Origin of the sequence: Diaphorobacter ruginosibacter, assembly GCF_014395975.1 — a bacterium.
Classification (GTDB): domain Bacteria; phylum Pseudomonadota; class Gammaproteobacteria; order Burkholderiales; family Burkholderiaceae_C; genus Diaphorobacter_A; species Diaphorobacter_A ruginosibacter.
On record NZ_CP060714.1, the window covers coordinates 1,351,198 to 1,374,535 of the forward strand.

General features: G+C 63.8%; 25 protein-coding genes. 13 read left to right on the forward strand and 12 right to left on the reverse strand.

What is annotated here, in order from left to right; translation table 11 throughout:
* Positions 1-6: 6 nt before the first annotated feature.
* Both H9K76_RS06180 and H9K76_RS06185 read left to right on the forward strand, forming a co-directional pair.
* Complete coding sequence (locus H9K76_RS06180; RefSeq protein WP_187598805.1) at positions 7-279, forward strand: hypothetical protein; 273 nt, start codon at positions 7-9, stop codon at positions 277-279.
* A gap of 191 nt (positions 280-470) precedes the next feature.
* A complete protein-coding gene (locus tag H9K76_RS06185; RefSeq protein ID WP_187600481.1) occupies positions 471-1,295 on the forward strand; it encodes a sulfite exporter TauE/SafE family protein in 825 nt (274 codons plus the stop codon).
* Between the two features lie 24 nt (positions 1,296-1,319).
* Here the strand turns inward: H9K76_RS06185 and H9K76_RS06190 are convergent, their stop codons facing one another.
* The 5 genes from H9K76_RS06190 to H9K76_RS06210 form a co-directional block, all read right to left on the reverse strand.
* The gene (locus tag H9K76_RS06190; RefSeq protein ID WP_246475341.1) at positions 1,320-2,981 is read right to left on the reverse strand and encodes a tannase/feruloyl esterase family alpha/beta hydrolase; all 1,662 of its coding nucleotides are present in this window, start codon (positions 2,979-2,981) and stop codon (positions 1,320-1,322) included.
* A 189-nt stretch (positions 2,982-3,170) separates the two neighbouring features.
* Entirely contained in the window at positions 3,171-3,527 is a 357-nt protein-coding gene (locus tag H9K76_RS06195; RefSeq protein ID WP_187598806.1) for a YkgJ family cysteine cluster protein, read from the reverse strand.
* Positions 3,528-3,628: 101 nt separating this feature from the next.
* Positions 3,629-3,913, reverse strand: coding sequence for a hypothetical protein (locus H9K76_RS06200; protein ID WP_187598807.1), 285 nt, complete (start codon positions 3,911-3,913; stop codon positions 3,629-3,631).
* Positions 3,914-3,931: 18 nt separating this feature from the next.
* Positions 3,932-4,855: an ornithine carbamoyltransferase gene (gene argF / locus H9K76_RS06205; protein WP_187598809.1), complete on the reverse strand. Its 924-nt coding sequence runs from the start codon at positions 4,853-4,855 to the stop codon at positions 3,932-3,934.
* Positions 4,852-6,063 (reverse strand): aspartate aminotransferase family protein, encoded by a 1,212-nt coding sequence (locus tag H9K76_RS06210; RefSeq protein WP_187598810.1) that lies wholly within the window; start codon positions 6,061-6,063, stop codon positions 4,852-4,854. Before H9K76_RS06210 ends, argF begins: the two co-directional genes overlap by 4 nt.
* Before the next feature lie 330 nt (positions 6,064-6,393).
* Here H9K76_RS06210 and H9K76_RS06215 point away from each other — a divergent pair, with 330 nt between their 5' ends.
* The gene (locus H9K76_RS06215; RefSeq protein ID WP_187598812.1) at positions 6,394-6,708 is read left to right on the forward strand and encodes a DUF3579 domain-containing protein; all 315 of its coding nucleotides are present in this window, start codon (positions 6,394-6,396) and stop codon (positions 6,706-6,708) included.
* A 202-nt stretch (positions 6,709-6,910) separates the two neighbouring features.
* On the forward strand, positions 6,911-7,522 hold the full coding sequence (locus H9K76_RS06220; RefSeq protein WP_187598813.1) for a nitroreductase family protein: 612 nt from the start codon (positions 6,911-6,913) through the stop codon (positions 7,520-7,522).
* A 189-nt stretch (positions 7,523-7,711) separates the two neighbouring features.
* Here H9K76_RS06220 and rpsT read toward each other — a convergent pair whose 3' ends face one another.
* On the reverse strand, positions 7,712-8,011 hold the full coding sequence (rpsT, locus tag H9K76_RS06225; RefSeq protein WP_187598815.1) for a 30S ribosomal protein S20: 300 nt from the start codon (positions 8,009-8,011) through the stop codon (positions 7,712-7,714).
* 232 nt (positions 8,012-8,243) lie between these two features.
* On the opposite strand from rpsT, the gene murJ reads away from it, so the two are divergent.
* From murJ to ppk2, 3 genes are all read left to right on the forward strand, one after another.
* The gene (gene murJ, locus H9K76_RS06230) at positions 8,244-9,809 is read left to right on the forward strand and encodes a murein biosynthesis integral membrane protein MurJ (protein WP_187598817.1); all 1,566 of its coding nucleotides are present in this window, start codon (positions 8,244-8,246) and stop codon (positions 9,807-9,809) included.
* A gap of 109 nt (positions 9,810-9,918) precedes the next feature.
* Complete coding sequence (locus H9K76_RS06235; protein WP_187598819.1) at positions 9,919-10,782, forward strand: SirB1 family protein; 864 nt, start codon at positions 9,919-9,921, stop codon at positions 10,780-10,782.
* A gap of 124 nt (positions 10,783-10,906) precedes the next feature.
* Positions 10,907-11,821 (forward strand): polyphosphate kinase 2, encoded by a 915-nt coding sequence (ppk2, locus tag H9K76_RS06240; RefSeq protein WP_187598821.1) that lies wholly within the window; start codon positions 10,907-10,909, stop codon positions 11,819-11,821.
* Positions 11,822-11,922: 101 nt separating this feature from the next.
* Here ppk2 and H9K76_RS06245 read toward each other — a convergent pair whose 3' ends face one another.
* The 3 genes from H9K76_RS06245 to purM all read right to left on the reverse strand — a co-directional run bounded on the left by H9K76_RS06245 (position 11,923) and on the right by purM (position 14,777).
* On the reverse strand, positions 11,923-12,315 hold the full coding sequence (locus H9K76_RS06245; RefSeq protein WP_187598823.1) for a universal stress protein: 393 nt from the start codon (positions 12,313-12,315) through the stop codon (positions 11,923-11,925).
* A 279-nt stretch (positions 12,316-12,594) separates the two neighbouring features.
* Positions 12,595-13,707: an AI-2E family transporter gene (locus tag H9K76_RS06250; RefSeq protein ID WP_187598825.1), complete on the reverse strand. Its 1,113-nt coding sequence runs from the start codon at positions 13,705-13,707 to the stop codon at positions 12,595-12,597.
* Positions 13,708-13,727: 20 nt separating this feature from the next.
* Positions 13,728-14,777: a phosphoribosylformylglycinamidine cyclo-ligase gene (gene purM, locus H9K76_RS06255; RefSeq protein ID WP_187598827.1), complete on the reverse strand. Its 1,050-nt coding sequence runs from the start codon at positions 14,775-14,777 to the stop codon at positions 13,728-13,730.
* A gap of 409 nt (positions 14,778-15,186) precedes the next feature.
* Here purM and hda point away from each other — a divergent pair, with 409 nt between their 5' ends.
* The 4 genes from hda to folK are packed head-to-tail and all read left to right on the forward strand — an operon-like array spanning position 15,187 to position 18,790.
* Entirely contained in the window at positions 15,187-15,882 is a 696-nt protein-coding gene (gene hda / locus H9K76_RS06260; protein WP_187598829.1) for a DnaA regulatory inactivator Hda, read from the forward strand.
* A gap of 54 nt (positions 15,883-15,936) precedes the next feature.
* On the forward strand, positions 15,937-16,638 hold the full coding sequence (locus H9K76_RS06265) for a histidinol-phosphatase (protein WP_187598830.1): 702 nt from the start codon (positions 15,937-15,939) through the stop codon (positions 16,636-16,638).
* A complete protein-coding gene (gene pcnB, locus H9K76_RS06270; protein ID WP_187598832.1) occupies positions 16,635-18,263 on the forward strand; it encodes a polynucleotide adenylyltransferase PcnB in 1,629 nt (542 codons plus the stop codon). Before H9K76_RS06265 ends, pcnB begins: the two co-directional genes overlap by 4 nt.
* Positions 18,263-18,790 (forward strand): 2-amino-4-hydroxy-6-hydroxymethyldihydropteridine diphosphokinase, encoded by a 528-nt coding sequence (gene folK / locus H9K76_RS06275; RefSeq protein WP_187598834.1) that lies wholly within the window; start codon positions 18,263-18,265, stop codon positions 18,788-18,790. The genes pcnB and folK overlap by 1 nt, the downstream gene beginning before the upstream one ends.
* A 108-nt stretch (positions 18,791-18,898) precedes the next feature.
* On the opposite strand, the gene H9K76_RS06280 is transcribed toward folK, so the two are convergent.
* The gene (locus H9K76_RS06280) at positions 18,899-19,882 is read right to left on the reverse strand and encodes a Bug family tripartite tricarboxylate transporter substrate binding protein (protein ID WP_187598836.1); all 984 of its coding nucleotides are present in this window, start codon (positions 19,880-19,882) and stop codon (positions 18,899-18,901) included.
* A gap of 173 nt (positions 19,883-20,055) precedes the next feature.
* Between H9K76_RS06280 and H9K76_RS06285 the strand changes: the two genes are divergently transcribed.
* On the forward strand, positions 20,056-20,406 hold the full coding sequence (locus tag H9K76_RS06285; RefSeq protein ID WP_187598838.1) for a four-helix bundle copper-binding protein: 351 nt from the start codon (positions 20,056-20,058) through the stop codon (positions 20,404-20,406).
* 7 nt (positions 20,407-20,413) lie between these two features.
* Here H9K76_RS06285 and H9K76_RS06290 read toward each other — a convergent pair whose 3' ends face one another.
* Positions 20,414-21,475: a CDP-6-deoxy-delta-3,4-glucoseen reductase gene (locus H9K76_RS06290; RefSeq protein ID WP_187600483.1), complete on the reverse strand. Its 1,062-nt coding sequence runs from the start codon at positions 21,473-21,475 to the stop codon at positions 20,414-20,416.
* 105 nt (positions 21,476-21,580) lie between these two features.
* On the opposite strand from H9K76_RS06290, the gene H9K76_RS06295 reads away from it, so the two are divergent.
* Positions 21,581-22,579, forward strand: coding sequence for an NAD-dependent epimerase/dehydratase family protein (locus H9K76_RS06295; RefSeq protein WP_187598840.1), 999 nt, complete (start codon positions 21,581-21,583; stop codon positions 22,577-22,579).
* Here the strand turns inward: H9K76_RS06295 and H9K76_RS06300 are convergent.
* A complete protein-coding gene (locus H9K76_RS06300) occupies positions 22,576-23,304 on the reverse strand; it encodes a DUF4124 domain-containing protein (protein ID WP_187598842.1) in 729 nt (242 codons plus the stop codon). The genes H9K76_RS06295 and H9K76_RS06300 overlap by 4 nt on opposite strands.
* Positions 23,305-23,338: the final 34 nt, after the last annotated feature.

The window sequence follows — 23,338 nt, forward strand, 5'->3', positions numbered from 1 at the left end:
GCCATCATGTCCCAATCGCTCATCGTCGCCCTGATCATCGCGGTCGCCGCGCTGTACCTGTTGTGGCGCTACATGCCGCAGAAATGGCGCAACCCGCTCGGGCGGATCAATCCGAAGCTGGCGCAGGTCTCCGGGTGCGGCAGTGGCTGCAGCAGCTGCGACAGCCCCGCCGGATCGGGTGGTGGTGGCTCGTGCCACAGTTCCGGCGGTTCGCTGGATGCGCAGGACTCGAAGCCCATCGTGTTCCATGGACACGTGAAAGAGCCGCGCAACGGCTGATCGAACCTGTTCTTTGATCCTGAAAGCAAGCCCTGCACGGCATCGTGCAGGGCTTTTTTGCTGGGCATTCGTCCGCTTTTGATAACGGCCTCATTGGCGCATTTGCTCATTTAGTTGTCCGTTTTGCGCATTCGGGCTCCGGGACTTCAACCTATCCTTGATCGCAAAGGAGTTGCCCGTTCATGTCGATGATGTTGATCTATGCGCTGCTTGCCGTTGCAAGCGTTCTGGCCGGAGTGAGCACGGTGCTGTTCGGATTTGGAGGAGGCTTCGTGATCGTGCCCTTGCTCTACCACGTCATGAAGGCGCTGGCGGGAGACAACGCGGCCGCTGCCGGAGCTGCCATGCAGGTGGCGGTGGCCACGTCGGTCTGCGTGATGGTGGTGTCGTCGGCGCTGGCAACGCGGCGCCATGCCCGCAAGGGCAACATCGTGCGGGAGCAGCTCTGGCCGCTGGTGCTCTGGATCGGCGTCGGTGCCGTGTGCGGAGCCATTCTGGCCATGGTCGTGAAGGGCGCATGGGTGCGCTGGGCCTTCGTCATCTACCTGCTGGTCACGATCATCGACTGCCTGCTGCGCCCGGGGTTCATCAGAAGCACCCGGCAGAGCGAGTCCGAGCCTGCCCCGATTCCCTCGTCCACCACCACCGCGTTCCTCGGCATGGGCATCGGCGTCATCGCCTCCTGCCTGGGGGTGGGTGGCAGCGTGATGACCGTGCCCCTGATGCGCCGCCGCGGGCTCAGCATGACCGTCTCCACCGCCATGGCCAACCCCCTGACGCTGCCTGTCGGCATCGCTGGCGCCGCCACCTACCTGCTCGTCGGCCTGCAAAGCGCCCCGACCCTGCCGGGCCTGCATTGGGGCTACGTGGACCTTTCCGCATTCGCGCTGCTGGTGGCGGGCTCGCTCATCGGCATGCGGTTGGCCGCGCCGCTGATCGGCCGGATTCCCGACCGGTTGCATGCGCAGATCTACGTGACGTTGCTGGCGGTGGTCATGCTGGGCATGCTGGTGTGAGTGGGGGCGAGCGAACCAAAGGGCCTACGGGCGGTCGCACACATAGTTGGATGCGAGCCGTGCCGCGGCGGCGTCTGCTGCGGGCCCCACGTAGCGCGGATACTGCGGATAGGCGCATAGGGGGCGTGCAAGGACGGGGGCGCCGTTGCCGTCAAGTTTTTCTGCGAGAAGTGTTTGCGGCGCTGCACCCTGTGCGACCCAGCGATCCAGTGCGGCAAGCAGGTCGCTGGAGTCGGCTCCTGCACCGCCATTGCAGTGGTCGACTCCCGGTGCAAGATACAAGCGCGTGGAGGCGTCAGACTGTGCGGTGCCTACGGCATTGCGCATATTGCGGAAGTATTCCAGGCTGAGGTTCTTGCTGATGGCGGGATCACTGGTCCCGTGCCACATGATGAACTTTCCTCCCCGGTTCAGGAAAGGACGGAGGTCCGGATTGGTGGCGTCGTTGAGCCTGGACAGCATCTTGAGCGCGTCGGGATCCCGTTCCCAGTTGCCCTGACGGAGTGAATCTGCCCCAGGATTCTTGGCCAGATAGTTCTTGAACGTGGAGTCCTGGTAGAGGTATTGGATGGCCTGGGTGACCTGACCATTGCCCAGCAGCCAGGTCGCCCAGTTGCTGGGGCCATCCTCGTTGCCGTTCAGGCTCCAGCCGGCTGCGCGAAGGCCTGGGGTGCCGGGCCATTGCGCGTCTGATGTCCATTCCTGCACGACGGCCAACTGTGCGTCGGAGAGACAGGAGTCTCCGTCTTCCATTCCCCCCTTGCAGCGCAGGGCCTGGATGTTGACGAGCTGGGCTGTACAGGCCTGGGTGTGGGAGACGACGCCATCCTCGACCCCGTCAAGCGCATCGCATGCTGCGCGAACATGTCCGGCAAGCAGCGAAACCTTGGCTGGGGAGAACATCGCGCCAGGCTTCGAGAGGGCGAGCATGTTGGTGTGGAAATGCCCCATGAGTGCGGCCCACGGATAGGCTGGCGCGCGGGCAATGATGCCATCGAAGAGCTCGGGGAAGCGCTGTGCATTGATCATTGCTTCTCTTCCGCCATTGGAGCAGCCCTCGAAGTAAGAGCGGCTCGGGGTGCTGCCATAGGCCTGGGCCAGTGCCTTGACAACGCTGGACATGACTGTCGGAACCGCCAGACTGCCAAACAGCTCCGCGGCATGAGCATCATTGAGCGCAAAGCTTGCATCGCGATTGCTTGCCGATTGGTGTCCTGAATCTGTCGAGACCGTCGCATACCCCGCCTTCAGGGCCACGAGTGGGCGCTGAGCATTGGCGTTGGCGCCCGTCAATGGCTGAACGAAGCCGTTGTATCCGCCTCCGCCCCAAAAATGCAGCTTGCCATTCCAGCGCTCGGGCAGGCGCAATTCAAATCGCAAGGATGGGCTGATCAGGCCCTGGACTTTGCAATATGCCGGCGTACCGGCTTGCATTGGAACGGATGTCGCTTGCATGGCCGCCTCGCCCACGGTTTTCCCGTTGAGCAGGTTGCAGGCCTGTTGAGATGAAACATCGGAAAAATGGCCAGGGGCCTTGCTTGTGCCTCCCCCGCATGCGCTCAGCATGGTGCTGAAAATAATGGAGTGAATTGCAATCCTTGAAATGCCAATTTGTCTTGAAGATATCACCGTATGTCTCCTGTCATTAATTGAGGGATATGCGGAATTGAATTTAAATATCTTCAAGTCGTGGGTCTGTCAGGGAACAGACTTTTTGTTTTAAATTTTATTAAAAATAATTTATTTGATTTGATTAAATCTATGTTTATGAAAAAGCGATTTTATGAATTTTGATTGTTTTATGATTATTGTGTGAGGTAATGATTGTTCTTGATATTGACTGAGTTAATGGGAGAGAAAAAATGCCGAAAGAACTCACGCCGCGAGCGGCCAGATGGGATCGATGGGCGTGAGTGGCGGCAGGCCATGCCTGGCGCGTGCCTCATGGCAGCGGTCGGTGTCGAATTCGAAGTTGCGGCAGGTGGATGAGCGCTGTTCGTAGATGCTGCAGATCGATTGCTCACCGCAGGCGCCGATCAGTGCCTCGCAGCGCACCGGAAACTGTGCGGTGCCGTTCATGCGCACGCGGTTGCCGTTGACCACATGGGTGAGTTCGTCGGGCACGCTGCCGCCCATCGACAGCAGTTCATAGATCGGGAATTCCACGCGGTAGTTGTGGCAGCAGGCGCCGCAGGTGACGCACGGGTGAAGGGTGTTCGTGTCGTTGGACATGATGGGAGATAGCGGAGTTGTTCTGGAGGTCGTCGACACGCCCGCCGGCCGCGTGGAAATGCGCGGCCAGAAGGTGCGTTGGAGGAGTCGGTCCGGAAGACTCAGGTATGTCCCTGGAGAAACTTCAGCGTGAAGGTATGAATGCGTACATGCAGCGCACGCACGGCCAGCGTGAGGTGTTCACGCGGACCGTAGTGGCCCGGAATGCGCGAGGCGCGGATATGGCGCAGCCGCGTGAGCTTGCGGCGATCGCCCTGCAGGCGCTCGATGCGCAGGGGGCAAAGAAAAAGCCTGCCGCACGGAGACCGTGAGGGCAGGCCGGGGCCAGGCGTACCTGGGGTGGTGTTGTGGTTCAGGGTCTTGGTGTGAAGATGTGCCTGAACCATGATGACGGATGTGCGTGATCAGGCCGAGATGCGGCCGAGCAAAAGGAACTCCATGAGTGCCTTTTGCACGTGCATTCTGTTTTCTGCCTCGTCCCAGACGACGGATTGTGGGCCGTCGATCACATCGGCCATCACTTCCTCGCCGCGATGTGCGGGCAGGCAGTGCATGAACAGGGCATCGGACTTCGCGGCGGCCATCATGTCCGAGTCCACGCACCAGTCGGCAAAGGCCTTCATGCGCTTTTCGTTCTCGGCTTCATAGCCCATGCTGGTCCAGACGTCCGTGGTGACGAGGTCGGCACCCTTGCAGGCTTCCATCGGGTCAGCGAAGACCTTGTAGCAACCTTCGCGTGGCGTGCGTCCGCCGAAGGCGAGCTTCTCGTCCACTTCGTAGCCGCTCGGCGTGCTCACGTGGACGGTGAAGTCCAGCAGCTCGGCCGCCTGCAGCCAGGTGTTGGCCATATTGTTGCCGTCACCCACCCAGGCGACGGTCTTGCCCGCGATCGAGCCGCGGTGCTCGATGAAGGTGAAGATGTCGGCCATGATCTGGCAGGGATGGAATTCGTTGGTCAGGCCGTTGATGACCGGCACGCGCGAGTTGGCGGCAAAGCGCTCGATCTTGCTCTGCTCGAACGTGCGGATCATCACCAGGTCGGTCATGCGGCTGATCACCCGGGCGCTGTCGTCGATGGGCTCGGAGCGGCCCAGCTGGCTGTCGCCCGTGGTCAGGTGCACCACGCTGCCGCCCAACTGGTACATGCCCGCCTCGAAACTCACGCGGGTGCGCGTGCTGGCCTTCTCGAAGATCATGGCCAGCGTGCGGTCGAACAGCGGGTGATATTTCTCGTAGCTCTTGAACTTGCCCTTGATGATGGCCGCGCGCGAGAACAGGTAGTTGTAGTCGTCGGCCGTCAGGTCGGAGAACTGCAGGTAGTGCTTCATTGCTGTGCGGCTCCTTCGGTGAGGAACTTCGTGACCAGCGGAGTGAGGCGCGCCACGATCTCATCGGCTTCGGCGCGCGAGAGGATCAGGGCCGGCACGAGGCGGATCACGGTGTCCGCGGTCACCGAGAACAGCAGGCCGGCCTCGGCACCAAGGTTCAGCAGCACACCGCAGGGGCGGTCGAGCTCGATGCCGATGATCAGGCCCTGGCCGCGGATGTCCACCACGCCCGGCACATTCCCCAGGGCTTGCTGCAGTGCCGCCTTGAGGTGCGCGCCCACGTCGGCGGCGTTTTCCAGCAGCTTGTCCTCTTCCATGATGCGGATGGTTTCCACACCGGCGCGCATCGCCAGCGGGTTGCCGCCGAAGGTGGTACCGTGGTTGCCCGGCTGCAGCACGGTCGATGCCTTGCCGCGCGCCACCACGGCGCCGATCGGCACGCCCGAGCCCAGGCCCTTGGCCAGGGTCATCACGTCGGGGACGATGCCGGCCCACTGGTGCGCGAACCACTTGCCGGTGCGGCCCATGCCCGCCTGCACTTCGTCGAAGATCATCAGCCATTCGTTGGCGTCGCACAGCGCGCGCACCTGCTGCATGTACTCGACGCGCATCGGGTGCAGGCCGCCTTCGCCCTGGATCGGCTCCATCATCACGGCGACGACATTGGGGTTGCCTTCGGTGGCCTTCTTGAGCGCCTCGATGTCGTTCACGGGCACGCGCAGGAAGCCGTCGAGCAGCTGGCCGAAGCCGTTGCGCACCTTGGGGTTGCCGGTGGCCGTCATGGTGGCGATGGAGCGGCCATGGAAGGCATGCTCGTACACCACGATGACCGGGTTGGCGATGCCCTTGTCCACGCCGTACTTGCGGGCGATCTTGATCGCTGCCTCGTTGGCTTCAAGGCCGGTGCTGCAGAAGAACACGTTGTCCATCTTCGCGCGCTCGATGAGCAGCTTGGCCAGCACTTCCTGGCCGGGCACGTGATAGTAGTTGGAGGTGTGGATCAGCTTGGCGACCTGGTCCTGCAGCGCGGGGACGAACTTGGGGTGGTTGTGGCCCAGCGTGTTCACGGCGATGCCTGCCAGTCCGTCGAGGTACTCCTTGCCGTTCACGTCCCACAGTCGCACACCTTGTCCTCGTTCCAGGGCGATTGGAACGCGGCCATAGGTGTTCATCACGTGGGGCGAGGCTGCCTCGACAAAAGCGGTCATGCGGAAATCTCCTGACATAGCTGAGAAACACAAGATCGGCACTATCGCCGATCGAACGAGATGCAATTCTAGGGGTTGCTCAAGACATCTTCGTTGAGTATTCCGCATCACTGTCATGCGTGGCGGCACGGTGCCGCGGCGCTGCGGAGATACCCATTTCACCGGTTCATGCCCGTGAAGGTGTGCTTATGTGTGAAATGCATACATCAATGCATCGTTTTTATTGCAAAAGGGCTTTGCAAGGCCATTCGGTCTTGTCTCTTATATAAGAGTTAGAATTCCCCCACGCGGCGCACGATGCCGCGGATCACAATTCACGACGCCTCACCGATGGTCTCTCCCGACGCAAAAGAAGTCTTCATTCAAGGTATCACCCAAGAGGGGAGAACCTTCCGCCCAAGCGACTGGGCCGAGCGACTGGCGGGGGTGATGAGTCAATTCCGGCCCGGTGGCGCCAGCCCCGGGAGCCACCTGAGCTACTCGCCCTGGTGCATTCCCACCAGCATGAACGGCGTGAAATGCGTGGTGGTCAACCGCGAGTTGCAGGCGTACGAGCCCATGGCATGGGATTTTGTGCTGAATTTCGCCAGAGACAACAACCTGCAGATAGCCGAAGCATGCTATCTCCCCGATCCAAAGGCCTGAATCTCAGGCCTTTTTGATTTCCGGCGTAATGATGGAAAAGTGCGCTTTGCGAGGATGGGGCGCGCAAATCCCCGTGCATTTACGGGCATGTATGCTGGTTTCACGCGTGTAGGGCAGCTGTGCAATAGACTGATTCGATCCCATGGGCTGCGGGCACTGCCCTCGGCCATGGGTTTTGGGTTTGACACTTCACTGGACTTCCATGACCAACATTGCCACCAACACCGCCATTTCGCTGTTTACCAAGCGCCGCACGCAATACGCCCTCGGCAAGCATCTCCCCATCTCCGAAACCGAGGTGGAAGGCCTGATCCGCGAAGCGGTGCGCCAGGCACCTTCGTCATTCAACTCGCAGAGCTCGCGCGTGGTGATCCTGTGGGGCGCCCAGCATGAGAAGCTGTGGAACATCACGCGCGAAGTGCTGCGTCCCATGGTGCCGGCCGATGCCTTCGCCAACACCGACAACAAGATGAGCAGCTTTGCCGCTGGCGCGGGCTCGGTGCTGTTCTTCGAGGACCAGGACGTGGTGAAGACGCTTCAGCAGAACTTCCCGCTGTATGCGGACAAGTTCCCGATGTTCTCGGAGCATTCCGCGGGCATGGCGCAGTACGCTGTCTGGACGACGCTGGCGGATGTCGGCATCGGTGCCAGCCTGCAGCACTATTCCCCGGTGATCGACGAACAGGTCGCCAGCACCTGGGGCATTCCGAAGTCGTGGGCGCTGCGTGCGCAGATGCCGTTCGGCTCGAATGAGAAGCCGTTTGGTGAAAAGTCCTTCATGTCGGACGAGGAGCGTTTCAAGATCTTCCGTTGATGCGGACCGGGTGGTGTTGCGGGTTTCGCGGCGCTGGACACTCCCGGCCTCTGTCCTAAAAGAAGACCCCAGCAACAAAAAAACCGCCTTTCGGCGGTTTCTTCGTTTTTGCTGACAGCGCACCCGTTGCAAACGGCGGGTAATTGTTCTTGTCGTTCAACTACCCGGGCTGTGTTTGCCTGAAGAGAGTCAGGCGGCTGCGACTGCCAGGGCCTTGACCTTGGCGGACAGGCGGCTCTTGTCGCGAGCTGCCTTGTTCTTGTGGAAGATGCCCTTGTCGGCGATCGTGTCCAGCACGGATTGGGCCTTGGCGAACAGTTCGGTTGCCTTGGTCTTGTCACCAGCCAGAACAGCCTTTTCGACGTTCTTGACTGCTGTACGGTACTTCGAACGCAGCGAAGTGTTGGCTGCGTTCAGCTTGACGTTCTGACGTGCGCGCTTGCGGCCGGAGGCAAGGCGGGGGTTCTTTTTCTTTGGCTTGGATGCCATGGTATGTATTCCTTAAATGTCTGAGGATGATGTCAGCAAAGCCAAGCATTATAGCCCGAAACCTTCTTGCGTGCGACACCGCACGGGCGGGAGGTGCCTGGAGGGGAGGACGGCGGCGGGTCGGCCGGCAAGGTGTCAGCAGATTTTTCCGTGACATTGGGTACCTCTGGAGGCATTCTGGACAAGCCATCCGGTGCGGATTGCCTGTGCATATGCGCATACACTGGCGCTCGTGTCACTGTTCAAAGCCGCCTCCACCGTCTCGCTGCTCACCCTCGCTTCGCGCGTTCTGGGGCTGGTGCGGGATTTGCTCATGGCCTCCATGTTCGGGGCCAATGTTCTGACCGACGCGTTCAACGTCGCCTTTCGCATACCCAACCTGTTCCGTAGACTGTTCGCCGAAGGAGCGTTCAGCCAGGCCTTCGTGCCGGTGCTTGCCACGCACAAGGCGCAGAACGGGGACGAGGACACCCGGCAACTGGTGAATGCGGTCGCCACCGTGCTGTTCTGGATTCTGCTGGTGACCTGCATCCTGGGTGTGGTGGGTGCTCCGGTGCTGGTGTGGCTGCTGGCAAGCGGCCTGCGTACCGAGCAGGGGGGCATGGAGGCGGCAGTGCTGATGACGCGCTGGATGTTCCCCTACATCGGGTTCATGTCGCTGGTGGCGCTGTCTGCTGGAGTGCTCAACACCTGGCGCCGCTATGCGGTGTCCGCGCTCACCCCCGTGCTGCTGAACCTGAGCATGATCGCGGCTGCCGTCATTGGTGCGCCGATCTTCGCGCGCCATGGCATCGAGCCGATCTACGCGATGGTGGGTGGCGTCGTCATCGGCGGCATCCTGCAGCTGGCGGTGCAGTTTCCGGCGCTGGCCAGGCTCGGCATGCTGCCGCGCATCGGGGTGTCGTGGTCGGCGATCCGCGAGGCCGCGGCGAACGAGGGTGTGCACCGCATCCTCAAGCTCATGGTGCCGGCACTGCTGGGCGTGGGAGTTGCCCAGTTCTCGCTGATGATCAATACGCAGATTGCGTCCTACCTGACCCAGGGCAGCGTGACCTGGCTGTTCTACGCCGACCGTCTCATGGAGTTTCCCACTGCGCTGCTGGGCGTGGCGCTCGGCGTGGTGCTCACCGCACAGCTCGCGACGGCCAGGGCCACCGGGGACCAGCAGAAATACTCGGCCATGCTGGACTGGGGCCTGCGCATCGTCGTGCTGCTGAGCGTGCCGTGCGCCATCGGCCTGCTGTTCTTCGCCGAGCCGCTGGTAGCCACGCTGTTCCATCATGGAAAGCTGACCGACGGCGACGTGCGCCAGATCACCATCGCGCTGCAAGGCTACGGCGTGGGCCTGATCGGCCTGGTGGCGGTGAAGGTGCTGGCACCGGGCTACTATGCGGCGCAGAACATCCGCACGCCGGTGAAGATCGCGATTGCCGTGCTCATCGTCACGCAACTGCTCAACGTGGTGCTGGTGCCCATGCTCGCCCATGCCGGGCTGGCGCTGTCGATCGGACTGGGGGCGCTGCTCAATGCCGCGTGGCTGCTGATCGGACTGCTGCGGCGCGGCAGCTACCAGCCGCAGCCGGGCTGGGGCCGGTTCCTGCTGCAGGTGCTCGCGGCGAGCGTGCTGCTCACCCTCTTTCTCTGGTGGGGCAACCAGCACTTCGACTGGATTGCCTTGCGGGCGCACGCATTGTGGCGTGTTGGCCTACTGGCGGCCCTGTTGATTGGGGCTATGGTGGTGTACTTCGGAGTGCTCTGGGCGGTCAGGCTGAATCTGCGGCAGATTTTGCGCAGATAATTCTTGTGCAAACGGACAGCAGGACGGCTCTCCGGGCCGATGTTCGACTGGAGAAAGGAACTGAACGGGGTGTTTCGCACACCAACGTTCAGAAGCTGAGGCAACGATCATGGCACTGCAATTCAACGTCCCCACACCGCTGGAATATTTTGCCTGCCTGGTGCAGGAGGGAAACCGGCATGAAACCATTCCCCTGCTCGAAGCAGCTGTCTGCATTTCCCAGGATGCCTATCCCCAGCTGGACGTGCAGGAAGTGCTCGACGAAGTGGACCAGCTGCAGCTGCGGCTCAAGCGGTCCATCCCGCCGGGCGCTGAGCCCATGCGCAGGCTCAACGCGCTCAACCAGTTCTTCTTTTCCGAACTGGGCTTCAGCGGCAACCTGAACAACTACTACGATCCGGACAACAGCTACCTGAATGCGGTGTTGCGCACGCGGCGCGGCATTCCGATCTCGCTGGCCGTGTTGTGGCTGGAGCTTGCTCAGAGCGTCAACCTGCGCGTGCACGGCATTTCCTTTCCGGGGCATTTCCTGGTCAAGGCACAACTGCCGGAAGGGCAGGTGGTGATCGACCCGACCACGGGACGATCGCTGTCGCGCGAGGAGCTGAGCGAGCGCATCGATACCTTCGTGCCGAACAGCGTCGACGACGTGGATGGCAGTGCGCACGAGCTCTCGGACTATCTGCGCGCCGCCTCCCCGCGCCAGATCCTGGTGCGCATGCTGCGCAACCTCAAGGAAATCCATCGTGCGGAGGGCGACTGGCAGCGCATGATCGATGTCGAGTGCCGACTGATCGCATTGCTGCCGCAGGCCTGGAATGAATGGCGTGATCGCGGGTTTGCCCACGTCGAGCGCGGCCACATGCAGGAGGCGATCCGCGACCTGGAGACCTACCTGGCGCACGAGGGCTCCTCGATCGATGCCGATGCCATCCAGGAACTGCTGCTGCGGTTGCGCGAGTCCCAGAGCTGAGCCGGCCGTACGCCCCGGGACTGGCGGGTGCGGGTGATTGTGTCGATCATGTGACAGACGCCGAAATGTCATATGTATGTCATGCTCTCCTTGCATGATTTGAGTGTGTTTATAGGCAATCCCTATGTTTCAAAATTCTGCACTCGAACCTCAAGACTTCATGCAACGCATGGCGGACGATCTCATGGACAGCTATGACGAGGAGCTGGAGCAGGAAATCGACGATCGCTATCTCGACGAGAACGGCGAGAGGCCGCTGCTCGACAACGAGGCGCGCCGCAACTACTTCAAGAATCTCTTCCGCCTCCAGGGCGAGCTCGTCAAGCTGCAGGACTGGGTCCAGCAGTCGCGCCAAAAGGTCGTGATCCTGTTCGAGGGCCGCGACGCGGCCGGCAAGGGCGGGGTCATCAAGCGCATCACCCAGCGCCTCAATCCGCGCGTGGCCCGGGTGGCGGCGCTGCCTGCTCCCAACGACCGCGAGCGCACGCAGTGGTACTTCCAGCGCTATGTGTCGCATCTGCCGGCCGCCGGCGAGATCGTCCTGTTCGATCGCAGCTGGTACAACCGCGCGGGTGTCGAGCATGTGATGGGCTTCTGCACCGACGACGAATACGAGGAGTTCTTCCGCAGCGTGCCGGAGTTCGAGAAGATGCTCGTGCGTTCGGGCATTCGCCTCATCAAGTACTGGTTCTCGATCACCGACGAAGAGCAGCACCTGCGCTTCCTCGGCCGCATCCACGACCCGCTCAAGCAGTGGAAGCTGAGCCCCATGGACCTGCAAAGCCGGGTGCGCTGGGAGGAGTACACCAAGGCCAAGGAAGTCATGCTGGAGCGCACGCACATCCCCGAGGCGCCCTGGTGGGTCGTGCCGGCAGACGACAAGAAGAAGGCGCGCCTGAACTGCATTTCGCACCTGCTGTCGCAGATGCCCTACGCGGAGGTGCAGCACCCGGAGGTGGTGTTGCCAGAGCGTGTGCGCCACCCGGACTACATCCGCCAGCCCGTGCCGCAGAGCATGATCGTGCCGCAGACATACTGAGCGGGGCGGGGGAACTGCGGGAACCCGCCAAACAGAAAAACTGCGTGGCCCTGTCAGGGGCCGCGCAGTTTTTTCATGGAAGGGCGGGGTGCGTGGGGCTCTCAGCTGGCCTTCACGCAGAGCACCGGGCAATCCACGTTCATCAGGATTTCCTGCGCCATGCTGCCCAGCAGCAGCTTGCCCACGGCGGTGCGCTTGCGCAGGCCGATTACCAGCACGGAGACCTGGAGCTCCTTGACCAGGTCGTCGATTTCATCGATCGCACTCTTGCCGCGCACGAACTGCTTGAACTCGGCCTTGATCGGCAGGGATGCCAGACGCTCCTCGACGCGCTCGGCCTCATAGCCACTGATCAGCGCGGGATCTTCCTGATGGCCGCCGGGGCCGGCATTCACGACCACCAGCGTTTCATTGCGGCGGGTAGCGATTTCAATCCCCTTGTCGAGGGCCGCGCGGCCTTCGGGGCGTGCGACGTAGGCAACCAGAATGGTCATGCAAAGTCTCCAGTGTCTCTGAGGAATTCGGACAGCAGCTGTCCGTTGGTAATGGATCCCATGGAGTCTCCATGCCGGACCTCCGTCATCGGGGCCTTGAAACTCCATGGACGGGCACCAGCATAGCCGATGCCTGCACCAGAATGGAAGCCTCGAGAGTCCAATCAGGGGCGGCACATCACCGGATTGACGTTAATCAATCGGTGATGTTCACCGGGTGGCCGGGTGGCCGGGTGGCCGGGTGGCCGGGTGGCGGGCGACCGGAGCGTTCTTCAGCGCTCAGACCAGGCGCTCCGCTTCCAGCTCCTTCTTCAGGTAGGCATAGAACAGTGGCGCTGCCACCAGGCCGGACGGACCGAAGATGGCCTCGGCCACGAACATCACGGCCAGGAGCTCCCAGACCCCCATGTGCGTGCGCGTGCCGACCACCTTGGCGTTGATGACGTACTCGGCCTTGTGGATCAGGATCAGGAACGCAAGGCAGGCCGCTGCAGCGACCGGGGACACCGACAGCCCGACGAGCGTGATCACCGCGTTGCAGAGCAGGTTGCCGACGATGGGGATCAGTCCGGCAAAGAAGGTGAGGGTGATCAGCGCGGGGGTGTAGGGCAGCTTCAGACCCCATACGGGCAGGATGGCCAGCAGGAAGAGCGCCGTGAGCACCGTGTTGAACGAGGCAATCCAGAACTGTGCCGCCACGATCTGCCGGAAGGCCTCGCCAAAGAGGGTGATGCGCTTGATGAGCTGCACGGCGAGGGGTCCGCGTCGCGGGCTGATGTGGCGCACGGCGGCCAGCGCGCCGATCAGCAGGCCCACATAGGCGTAGAGCAGTCCGGTAAGCCATGCCCGGCCGGCCATGGCGAGGGCGCCTGCCTTGGCCGCGAGGTAGCCCGCGATCATCTTCTGCAGCTCTTCCGCACCGTCGGGCAGGGTGGCGCCGAGATCGGAGGGCAGCTTGTCGCGCAGTTCCAGCACCGTGTCGGCCAGATAGTCGAGCAGTTCCCGGTATTGCTGGGGCGCATCGACGATGTAGGTGCGCGAGTGCGAGAGCGCAAGCGCCACGAGCAGCATGGGCGCCAGCACCACGAGGGTGGCGGCGAGCGCGGGGCCGAAGCCCACCTTGCCGGGCTTGCGCGGAAAGCGGCGTCGCACCCAGGTGAACTTGACCGCCAGCCAGCGCGTGACGAGGAAGCCGAGGCAGACGCTCAGCAGGCCCGGCAGCAGACTGTAGTGCAGCACCATGAGGAGCGTGGCCGCCATCAGGAGATAGCTGGCGATCTTCACGCCCTGGGTGCCGTGGAAGCCCCGGGGCGAGCCCGCGCCCGGGGAGGGCGTCGGCTCGGGCGGTGTGTGCGCGGTGTCGTGCGCTGGCGGAGGCGACGCGGGCTGCATGGGCGGCGACGCGTCGGGAATCAGGCCACGACCACGGCGGCGCCGTTGCCGCGCTCGGCGATCGCGCCGATCTGGTACACCGTTTCGCCGAGCGAGCGCAGCGTCGCCGCGGTGGCCTCGGCGGCTTCGGCGGGAACGACGACAACCATGCCGATGCCGTTGTTGAAGGTGCGGTTCATCTCGATGTCATCGATGCCGGCGGTCTTCTGCAGCCAGGCGAACAGTTCGGTCTGGGGCCAGCTGCCGGCCTTCAGGTGGGCGGCCGTGCCCTCGGGCAGCACGCGCGGGATGTTCTCGAGCAGGCCACCACCGGTGATGTGGGCCAGTGCCTTGATCGGGTGCTTTTCCAGGGCCGCCAGAACGTTCTTCACGTACAGGCGCGTGGGCTCCATGATGGCCTGCTTGAACGGCTTGCCGTCGAGGGTGGCGGGAATGCTTGCCTGGCTCTCGGCGCGGTCGATGCACTTGCGTACCAGCGAGAAACCATTGGAGTGAACACCCGCAGAGGCGAGGCCCAGGACCACGTCGCCAGGCTTCACGTCCTGGCCGGTCAGGATCTTCGACTTCTCGACTGCACCGACGGCGAAGCCGGCCAGGTCGTATTCGCCATCGGGATACATGCCGGGCATTTCGGCGGTTTCGCCGCCGATCAGCGCGCAGCCGGAGAGCTCGCAGCCCTTGGCGATGCCGCCGACCACCGCCGCCGCCGTGTCCACATGCAGCTTGCCGCAGGCGAAGTAGTCAAGGAAGAACAGCGGCTCGGCGCCTTGCACCAGCACGTCGTTGACGCTCATGGCCACGAGGTCGATGCCCACGGTGTCGTGCATGTTCCATTCGAAGGCCAGCTTGAGCTTGGTGCCCACGCCGTCGGTGCCGGAGACCAGAACGGGTTCCTTGTAGCGCTTGGGGACCTCGAAGAGCGCACCGAAGCCGCCAATTCCGGCCATCACCCCTTCGCGCATGGTCTTCTTGGCCAGCGGCTTGATGCGTTCGACGAGCGCGTCGCCCGCATCGATGTCGACACCAGCGTCTTTGTAGGAAATGGGAGTGGAAGGAGTGGAGGAGCTCATGGATCGCAATTCAGGGGGGCTTGGAGCCTGCGCGGCAGGCAGAACAGGGGGATTTTAAGGGCTTGCCTCATCTGCCGGAAATACCGTGCGCCTTCCCACTGGCAATCCACTGGCAATCGTGCGGCAAAGGAGACGCTTGCGGTGCTGTTTTGCTCCCAATTTCATCTCTTGAAAGGATGACCCGCCTCATGGCACTAAAATCAACGACATTCCGCCTGCCGTCATTGTGGGCTGCGCCGGCTCAACCGGTACCGTGGCGAGTGGATCGCTCCTCTTTTCACGGTGCAGTTGCCGGCTGCATGGCCCCGGTTGTTTGCTCCATGCCACTTCATCCTGAGAACGTCGTCACAGTCCATTCCGCCGTAATCCGGCTGCATGCCCGTGCGCGGGCGGTCTGCGGGAGGGCGGCGTGAAGCAGCTGGCGCTGGACATCGGCCTCGCGCCGGGACCGACCTTCGACCGTTTCTTCGTTGGCACCAACGAGGAGGCGCTGGCGCACCTGCGCCTGTCGGTCGGCTCCGGCCACAACTATGTGCGCTCGCCTGTTCCCACCTATCTGTGGGGCGAGTCGGGATGCGGCAAGACCCATCTGTTGCGTGCCGCATACGAAGCATTGCGCGAACAGGGCCAGTCGGTCGGCTGGCTGGATGCCTCCGTGAGCGATCCGGCGGCCTTCAGCGAGCGCTGGGTGGCCGTCATCATGGATGAGGTGCATTTCTACAACAGCAAGCAGCAGGCGGCGGCCTTCAACTGGTTCATCAACGCGCTGAACCCGGCGTCGGGCAATCCGCGCTGGGTGCTGGCGGCGGGCGAACTGCCGCCGGCCGATCTGCCGCTGCGCGACGACCTGCGCAGCCGGTTGGGCTGGGGCCATGTGTTCCAGCTGCATTTCCTGGACGAAACCGAGCGCCGCAAGGTGCTGCGCCAGGAAGCCGATGCGCGCGGCGTGTTCCTCTCGGACGAGGTGATGGATTACATGCTCAAGCGTTTCTCGCGCGACCTGGGCAGCCTGATGCAATTGCTGGGCAAGCTGGACAGCTATTCGCTGCGCGAGAAGCGCGCCATCACCATTCCCTTGCTCAAGGACATGCTGCAGCACGAATGACCCGGGCGCCGGGTACTGGCAAGCCAGATCGGCCTCATCAACATATCAACAAGAATGAATTCAACAACTCAGGTGCAACGGCCGCGACTGGCACTGTTTGATCTGGACCACACTCTGCTCCCGCTCGACTCCGACTTTGAATGGGGCGAGTTCTCCATCCGCATCGGCTGGGCCGACAAGGACGAGTTCGGCCGTCGCAACCAGGCCTTCTTCGACGACTACCTTGCCGGCCGCCTCGACGTGCACGACTATGTCCGCTTCGCCACCGAGGCCGTGCGCGTGCGCGGTGCCGAACAGGCGGCCGCGGCGCACGAGCGGTTCATGGACGAGGTGATCCGCCCGGCGATCAAGCCGGTCGCCCGCGATCTGCTGCGCTCCCACCTGGAGGCAGGCGACGAGATCGTCATCATCACCGCCACCAACGAGTTCGTCACCGCACCCATCGCCCGCGAACTGGGCGTGAAGCACCTCATCGCGGTGCAGCTCAGCCGCGACGAGGCGGGCTGGATCACGGGCGAGATCGAAGGCATCCCCTCTATGCGCGAGGGCAAGGTGCATCGCATGGAGGCCTGGCTCAAGGAACGCAATCTGGGGTGGGACGATGTGGAGTGCACGTTCTACAGCGATTCCATGAACGATGTACCGCTCCTGGAAAAGGTGCAACATCCGGTTGCGACCAATCCCGACGCGCGCCTGCGCGCCCTGGCGCAGCAAAAGGGCTGGCGCATTCTGGACCTGTTCCCACAAGAGCCATGATCAAGACCTTCATCGACAAATTGCTGGGCAAATCGTCCGGCGGCGGCACCCGCACCAAGAACCGCTTCGGCAAGCGCGTGGATGTGCCCGTCTCGGTGCACGGCATCGACCCGGAACTGGTGGACAAGCGCGCGAGCGACGTCGTCCACACCCTGAAGCAGGCGGGTTTCGAGGCCTACATCGTCGGCGGCGCGGTGCGCGACCTGCTGCTGGGCCTGCGTCCCAAGGATTTCGACGTGGCCACCAACGCCACGCCGGAGCAGGTCAAGAACCTGTTCCGCCGCGCGTTCATCATCGGCAAGCGCTTTCGCATCGTGCACGTGGTGTACGGGCGAGGCCGCGAGCACGAGGTGATCGAGGTCTCCACCTTTCGCGCCTATCTCGACAATTCCGCTGCCGAACTGGTGTCGGGCAACGAGAAGACCAGCAAGGCGCAGCTCGCCAGCATGCAGCATGCGGTGGACGCGAGCGGCCGTGTGCTGCGTGACAACGTCTGGGGTCCGCAGGACGAGGACGCCACCCGCCGCGACTTCACCGTGAACGCGATGTACTACGACCCGGAGACCCAGGTCGTCGTGGACTTCCACAAGGGTATCGAGGACGCCAAGAAGAAGGTGCTGCGCATGATCGGCGACCCGGCCACGCGCTACCGCGAGGATCCCGTTCGCATCATCCGTGCCGTGCGCTTTGCGGCCAAGCTCTCGCAGCGCGGGTTCAAGCTCGACGCGAAGACCGCCAAGCCGTTGGTCGAGTCGGAGCACCTGCTGAACGACGTGCCGCAAAGCCGGCTGTTCGACGAAATGCTCAAGCTGCTGCAGACCGGTCATGCCATCGCGTCCATCGAGCAGTTGAAGGCGCTGGGCCTTGCCAAGGGCATCTACCCGCTGCTCGACGTGGTGGTGGAGCGCGCGGACAACCCCTTCGTGCAGGCCGCGCTCGCTGATACCGATCGCCGCGTGGGCGAGGGCAAGACGGTGGCGCCCAGCTTCCTGCTGGCCTGTGTGCTGTGGCAGGACGTGAAGACAGGCTGGGAGCAGCGCATGCAGCGACAGCACGCCTTCCCCGCCCTGCAGGATGCGATCGACGACGTGTTCGACAAGCGTATCGGCGACGTGTCGGGCCGCGGCAAGCTGGCGGCCGACATGCGCGAGATCTGGGTGATGCAGCCGCGCTTTGAAAAGCGCACGGGCTCGACACCGCATGGCATGGTCGCCCATCTGCGCTTCCGTGCCGGTTTCGATTTCCTGCGCCTGCGCGCCGATGTGGGCGAGGTCGAGGAGCAACTGGCCGATTGGTGGCAGAAGTTCCAGCTGGCCGATGATGCGCGCCGCGACGACATGATCGAGCAGGCGCGCGAGGAGCAGCGCGCAAAGCAGCGCAAGGCCCAGCCGGCAGCCAAGCGGGCCCCCAAATCCGGCCCTGCCCAGGCCCATGGACAGCAGGCCGACGACGCACAGCAGGCAGCGCCCAAGGCCAAGCCGAAGACGCCCCGGGAACCCGAAGGCGGCTTCGATCATCTCGAAGTCGGCGACCCTCCGGCCGCAGCGGCCAAGAAGCGTCGCCGTCGCCGCAAACCCAAGGCGCCGGGAGGCGAGGGTTCCGCGTCGGGCGGTGCCCAGGATTGATGGACTCGGGTCACACGCCGGCGGGGGAGCACACGGCCTGGATCGGGCTGGGCGCCAACCTGGGCGATGCGCGTTCGGCATTGATCGGCGCCGTGCAGCGTATTGCGGCGCTCTCCTCGACCACCGTGGCGCGGGTGTCGTCGCTTTACGGCAGCGCTCCGGTCGATGCGGGCGGGCCGGACTATCTGAACGCGGTGGCCGAGATCCGTACGGCGCTCTCACCGCTCGAACTGCTTGCCGCGCTGCAGCGCATCGAGCTGGATGCGGGCCGCGAGCGCCCCTACCGCAACGCTCCCCGCACGCTCGACCTCGACATCGTGCGCTATGGGGACCTTTCCATGAACACCGATCGCCTGACGCTTCCCCATCCGCGATGGAGCGAGCGGGCATTCGTGGTGCTGCCGATGGTGGAACTGCTCGGAGGCGACGTCCTGGACCGGCTCTCGCCGGAGCAGAAGCAGGCGGTGACGCAGCAGCGCATCGAGCGCCTGGTTGATGCCGCGGATTGGATGCCAGCCGGCGGCTGACTGAAAATGAAAAAGGCTCCTGCAGTCCGCTGACTGCAGGAGCCTTTTGCTTTTTACTTTTACTTTGACGTTGGGGCGGCATCGGCGCTCGGCGCCGGATGTCGGGTCTCAGTCGACCTTTGCGCCCGAGGCCTTCACCAGCTTCTGGTACTTGGCGCGTTCGGCAGCCATGAACTGGTCGAATTGCTCGGGCGTGGTGGGCACGGGCTCGGCCATCAGGCTGGCGAACTTGGCCTTGGTTTCCGGCGACTTGAGTGCGTCGGTAAAGGCCTTGTTGAGCTTGTCGATCACCGGCTTGGGCGTTCCTGCCGGAGCGACCAGGCCCCACCAGGTATCGATCGAGAAGCCCTTGAAGATCTTGGACAGGGGAGGCACGCCCGGCAGCATGGGCGACTCGTCCAGCGATGTCACGGCCAGGGCCTTGAGCTTGCCAGCCTTGATGTTGGGGGCCGCGGCGGCGAGGTTGTCGATGTTGAAGTCGACCTCTCCGGCCAGCAATGCAAGCTGGGCGGGGTTGGCGCCGCGATAGGGAATGTGCAGCGCATAGATGCCTGCGCGCTGCTTGAACATTTCACCGGCCAGGTGGCCGGCGCTGCCATTGCCGCCGCTGCCGTAGTTCAGCTTGCCGGGGTGGCTCTTGGCATAGGTGATCAGGTCCTCGACCGAGCGGATGCCCAGCTTGTCCGCATGGGCGGCGTTGATCACCAGAACATTGGGCACGCGGACCATCTGCGTGATGCCGGCGAAGTCCTTGTCCGCGTTGTAGGGCATCTTCGAGAACAGCCAGGGGTTCACCGCATGGGTTGCGGTGGCGGCGAGGCCGATCGTCAGGCCGTCATGCGCGGCCTTGGCGACGATGTCGGCACCGATGTTTCCGCCCGCGCCGGCCTTGTTGTCCACGACCACCACACCGAGGGAGTCGCGAACGCGTTCGGCCAGGATGCGCGAGGTGACGTCCAGAGGACCACCGGGAGCATAGGGAACGACAAGGCGGATCGGCGCATCCTGCTCGGCGTGCGCGGTCAACGGTGCCAGTGGGGCTGCAAGCGCCAGGGCGGCGGCAGTCGAAAGAAGAAGGTTTCTGCGGTTCATAAGCTATCTATTGTGCAAAAAAATCTGACAAGTGGCGGGTTTCGGTTGCAACTTCCCTGTGCAGATTGCAGTCATGTCCTACAAATCGGCATGTCACAGTCTTCCTATAAACGGAATTGCGCGCCGTGCGACCCTGCCGTGCGCGTACACGATTGCATGCGGAAAGGAGTGACATGCTGGACGCACCCACCTCTCTGTCTGAATCCCGCTACTGGGAGTGCATCGCTGCCTGTTCGCGCTGTGCCCTGCTGTGCGACTTCTGCGCTGCAGCCTGCCTGCGGGACGTGCACGCGGAGCACATGCTCAACTGCGTGGCCATCGACATGGATTGCGCTGATGCGTGCCGTTTTGCAGCGGCCGCCATGGCGCGGGACAGTGCGCAGGTTCCCGCGATCTGCGAATTGTGCGCGCGCATCTGCGAGAGCTGCGCCGCCGAATGCGAGAAGCACGAGGCCGATCATTGCCAGGATTGCGCCGAGAGCTGCCAGCACTGCGCGGAACTGTGCAGGCAGCTGATTTCCTGACGCCGTATCAGGCCGCGTGCTTGTCGGCTTCCGATGTGAAGGCGTCGGCGAAGAACTCTTCCTCCGGCAGGCCGCGGTCGGCGGAGTATTCGCTGCGCGCGGAGTCCACCACGATGGGCGCGCCGCAGGCATAGACCTGGTGCCCCGACAGGTCGGCGAAGTCCTCCATGACGGCCTTGTGCACGAAGCCCGTGCGGCCGCTCCACTGGTCGTCGGGCTCGGCATGGGAGACCACGGGCACGTAGCTCAGGTTCGGCATCTGGGCCGCGCGCTCGCGCACCCATGCGTCCATGTACAGGTCGGCGGGGCGGCGGCCGCCCCAGTACAGCGTGATCGGGCGCTGCGTGCCCTTGTGCTGCATGTGCTCGATCAGCGCCTTCACGGGCGCGAAGCCCGTTCCGGAGGCCAGCAGGATGATGGGCTTGTCGGAGTCCTCGCGCAGGAAGAAGCTGCCGAACGGGCCTTCCACGCGGAGGATTTCCTTCTCCTTCATCGCGCCGAACACATGATCGGTGAACTTGCCGCCGCTCATGTGGCGGATATGGAGCTCGACGCCCGGTGCCTGTTCCTGGAAGTGCGGGGCCGTGGCCATGGAGTAGGCGCGCCTTGCGCCGTCGCGCAGGATGAATTCGATGTACTGGCCGGCGTGGTACTTGAACTGATCGGCTGCGGGCAGCTGCAGCTTCACGCGCATCACGTCATGCGAGAGGCGCTCAAGCGCGGCCACGCGCACGGGCAGCTTCTTGACCGGGAAGGCGCTTTCATCGGTGACCTGGCGCGACTCGAGCACCACGTCGGTGAGCGCTCGGGCACTGCAGGTCAGGACGAAGCCGGCTTCCTCCTCGGCGGCGGACAGCGCCTTCTCGGCGTGCTCCTTGTGTACTACCGAGCCGCTGAGCTTCTTGCACTTGCACGAGCCGCAGGAGCCGTCCTTGCAGGAATAGGGCAGGCCGACACCGCTGCGGATCGCGGCGGCAAGGATCATCTCGTCGCCTTGGGCGGTGAAGGTGCGGCCACTGGGTTGAACGCTGATGGTAAAGGTGGCGGCGCTAGCCTGCTCGCTCGTCATGTTGCGGGTATCCTTGGAATTCTTGTTCACACTGCACGGAGTGCCGGTCGCGGGCTGCGCGACCACCCGGTCCATGGGTCGGGCTGCTCCGGGAAAGCCTTGATTTTGCCCTCAAACCAAAGTCCCCTTGGCGCGTTGCCCGCGCGCTTTCGCCGGATGCGTGTCCTGATCATCGGTTGCGGCGACGTCGGAATGCGCGCGGCAAGGCAGCTGGGGGCGGCAGGCGCCGCCGCCGCGGGCTCGCCGGCTGCGCGCCCCAGGGTGTCGCTGTCCGCGCTGACGAGCTCCATGGATCGCCGTGCGCCGCTACGTGGGCAGGGAATCCAGCCGCTGCTTGGAAATCTAGACGACGAGGCGACGCTCAGGCGCCTTGCCGGGGTCTTTCATCGTGTGCTCTATCTGGCCCCGCCCCCGGGCGAGGGCGAGACCGGCGCCCGATGGTGGCGCGATCGGCGCAGCGAGAGCGTGGTTCGCGCATTGCGCCTGCGGGCGCTGCCTGATGCCTTGGTGTATGTGTCGACCACGGGCGTGTACGGCGATTGCGAAGGGGCGACGGTAAGCGAAAGCCGTCCGGTTGCGCCCGCCACGCCCCGTGCGCACCGGCGCGTGAACGCGGAGCGCGCCATGCGCCATCTGGGACGGGTCGGCACGCGCGTGAGCGTGCTGCGGGTGCCGGGCATCTACGGGCTCGACCGCGAGGGCGGCACGCCGGTGGCGCGGCTGCAGCGCGGAACGCCCGTGCTGGCAGCGCAGGACGACGTGTACACCAACCATATCCAGGCGGACGATCTCGCTGCTGCCTGTCTGGCCGCACTGTGGCGTGGCAGGCCGCAGCGCGTCTACAACGTGGGCGATCGCTCCGACCTGAAGATGGGGGACTACTTCGACCTGGCGGCCGATCTGTTCGGCATGCCGCGCCCGCCGCGCGTGGCGCGCGATGCCGCGACGCAGCAGTTGCCGGTGTCGCTGCTGAGCTTCATGAGCGAGTCACGGCGCCTTGACACGACGCGCATGCACGATGAGTTGCGTGTCGTGCTGCGCTATCCCACCGTGCGCGAGGGTCTGTCGGGCCTGTCCATGCGCGATGAGAATCACAGCGCTTAAGGTGTTCTTCGCGGATAGACATTGCCCGCCGCATCGGTGCAGCGGAACACATTGCAGTTCGTGAACACGGGCGGCTTGGGCTGGGGTTGGGGTCGAACCGGTGGATGAATCGGGTGGGGTGGACGCACCACGTAGGGGGCATATCCGTTGTTGTAGTTGACGTTGCGCTCCCGGTCGCGCTGGGCCTGCACCCATTGGTCGGGCGTAAGGCAGGCCTGCTCGGCCTTGCGCTGTGCATCCTCGAGGCGTGCTGCCTCGTCATACATGCCCTGGCCCGTGCTGTCCTGCACGCTCTGCAGGTTGCGGCGCGCCTGTGCGCATTCGGGCGAGTTGGCAGGCCCGCCGTTCTGCTGCGGAGGCTGGGCGCGCGCCTGGCGCTCCTGTTCCTGCCGCTGGCGGGTTTCGTCCTGCTGGCGCTGACGCGCGTCGAGTTCAAGGCGCTCGCGGCGGCGCTCCTGCGCCTGGGCGGCTTGTTCGCGTTCCGCCTGGATGTCCTCGGGCGACCTGCGTGCCTCGATCTCGTCCATGCGCGAGCCACTGGCGCATTTCCCATCGGTATAGCTCACCTTGCCTGTGGCGGGATCCGTGCACCGCATCACCTGGGCGTGGGTAACGGACACGCCAGCCACGCCGGACGCGGTCAGCATGCCGCACAGCAGCGCTCGGCGCAATGACCGGGAAGGCTCGAAGGGACGGACGAGGCGGTCGATGCGGCTGATGCTCATGGTGGTGGGTGCGCGTTCAACGCGATCAACAGGC

Excerpts from the sequence above, each read along its gene's own strand:
- H9K76_RS06180 (WP_187598805.1), top strand. The coding sequence starts at position 7 with ATGTCCCAATCGCTCATCGTCGCCCTGATCATCGCGGTCGCCGCGCTG.
- H9K76_RS06185 (WP_187600481.1), top strand. The coding sequence starts at position 471 with ATGTTGATCTATGCGCTGCTTGCCGTTGCAAGCGTTCTGGCCGGAGTG.
- H9K76_RS06195 (WP_187598806.1), bottom strand. The coding sequence starts at position 3,527 with ATGTCCAACGACACGAACACCCTTCACCCGTGCGTCACCTGCGGCGCC.
- H9K76_RS06200 (WP_187598807.1), bottom strand. The coding sequence starts at position 3,913 with ATGGTTCAGGCACATCTTCACACCAAGACCCTGAACCACAACACCACC.
- argF (WP_187598809.1), bottom strand. The coding sequence starts at position 4,855 with ATGAAGCACTACCTGCAGTTCTCCGACCTGACGGCCGACGACTACAAC.
- H9K76_RS06210 (WP_187598810.1), bottom strand. The coding sequence starts at position 6,063 with ATGACCGCTTTTGTCGAGGCAGCCTCGCCCCACGTGATGAACACCTAT.
- H9K76_RS06215 (WP_187598812.1), top strand. The coding sequence starts at position 6,394 with ATGGTCTCTCCCGACGCAAAAGAAGTCTTCATTCAAGGTATCACCCAA.
- H9K76_RS06220 (WP_187598813.1), top strand. The coding sequence starts at position 6,911 with ATGACCAACATTGCCACCAACACCGCCATTTCGCTGTTTACCAAGCGC.
- rpsT (WP_187598815.1), bottom strand. The coding sequence starts at position 8,011 with ATGGCATCCAAGCCAAAGAAAAAGAACCCCCGCCTTGCCTCCGGCCGC.
- H9K76_RS06235 (WP_187598819.1), top strand. The coding sequence starts at position 9,919 with ATGGCACTGCAATTCAACGTCCCCACACCGCTGGAATATTTTGCCTGC.
- ppk2 (WP_187598821.1), top strand. The coding sequence starts at position 10,907 with ATGTTTCAAAATTCTGCACTCGAACCTCAAGACTTCATGCAACGCATG.
- H9K76_RS06245 (WP_187598823.1), bottom strand. The coding sequence starts at position 12,315 with ATGACCATTCTGGTTGCCTACGTCGCACGCCCCGAAGGCCGCGCGGCC.
- H9K76_RS06250 (WP_187598825.1), bottom strand. The coding sequence starts at position 13,707 with ATGCAGCCCGCGTCGCCTCCGCCAGCGCACGACACCGCGCACACACCG.
- purM (WP_187598827.1), bottom strand. The coding sequence starts at position 14,777 with ATGAGCTCCTCCACTCCTTCCACTCCCATTTCCTACAAAGACGCTGGT.
- H9K76_RS06265 (WP_187598830.1), top strand. The coding sequence starts at position 15,937 with ATGAATTCAACAACTCAGGTGCAACGGCCGCGACTGGCACTGTTTGAT.
- pcnB (WP_187598832.1), top strand. The coding sequence starts at position 16,635 with ATGATCAAGACCTTCATCGACAAATTGCTGGGCAAATCGTCCGGCGGC.
- folK (WP_187598834.1), top strand. The coding sequence starts at position 18,263 with ATGGACTCGGGTCACACGCCGGCGGGGGAGCACACGGCCTGGATCGGG.
- H9K76_RS06280 (WP_187598836.1), bottom strand. The coding sequence starts at position 19,882 with ATGAACCGCAGAAACCTTCTTCTTTCGACTGCCGCCGCCCTGGCGCTT.
- H9K76_RS06285 (WP_187598838.1), top strand. The coding sequence starts at position 20,056 with ATGCTGGACGCACCCACCTCTCTGTCTGAATCCCGCTACTGGGAGTGC.
- H9K76_RS06290 (WP_187600483.1), bottom strand. The coding sequence starts at position 21,475 with ATGACGAGCGAGCAGGCTAGCGCCGCCACCTTTACCATCAGCGTTCAA.
- H9K76_RS06300 (WP_187598842.1), bottom strand. The coding sequence starts at position 23,304 with ATGAGCATCAGCCGCATCGACCGCCTCGTCCGTCCCTTCGAGCCTTCC.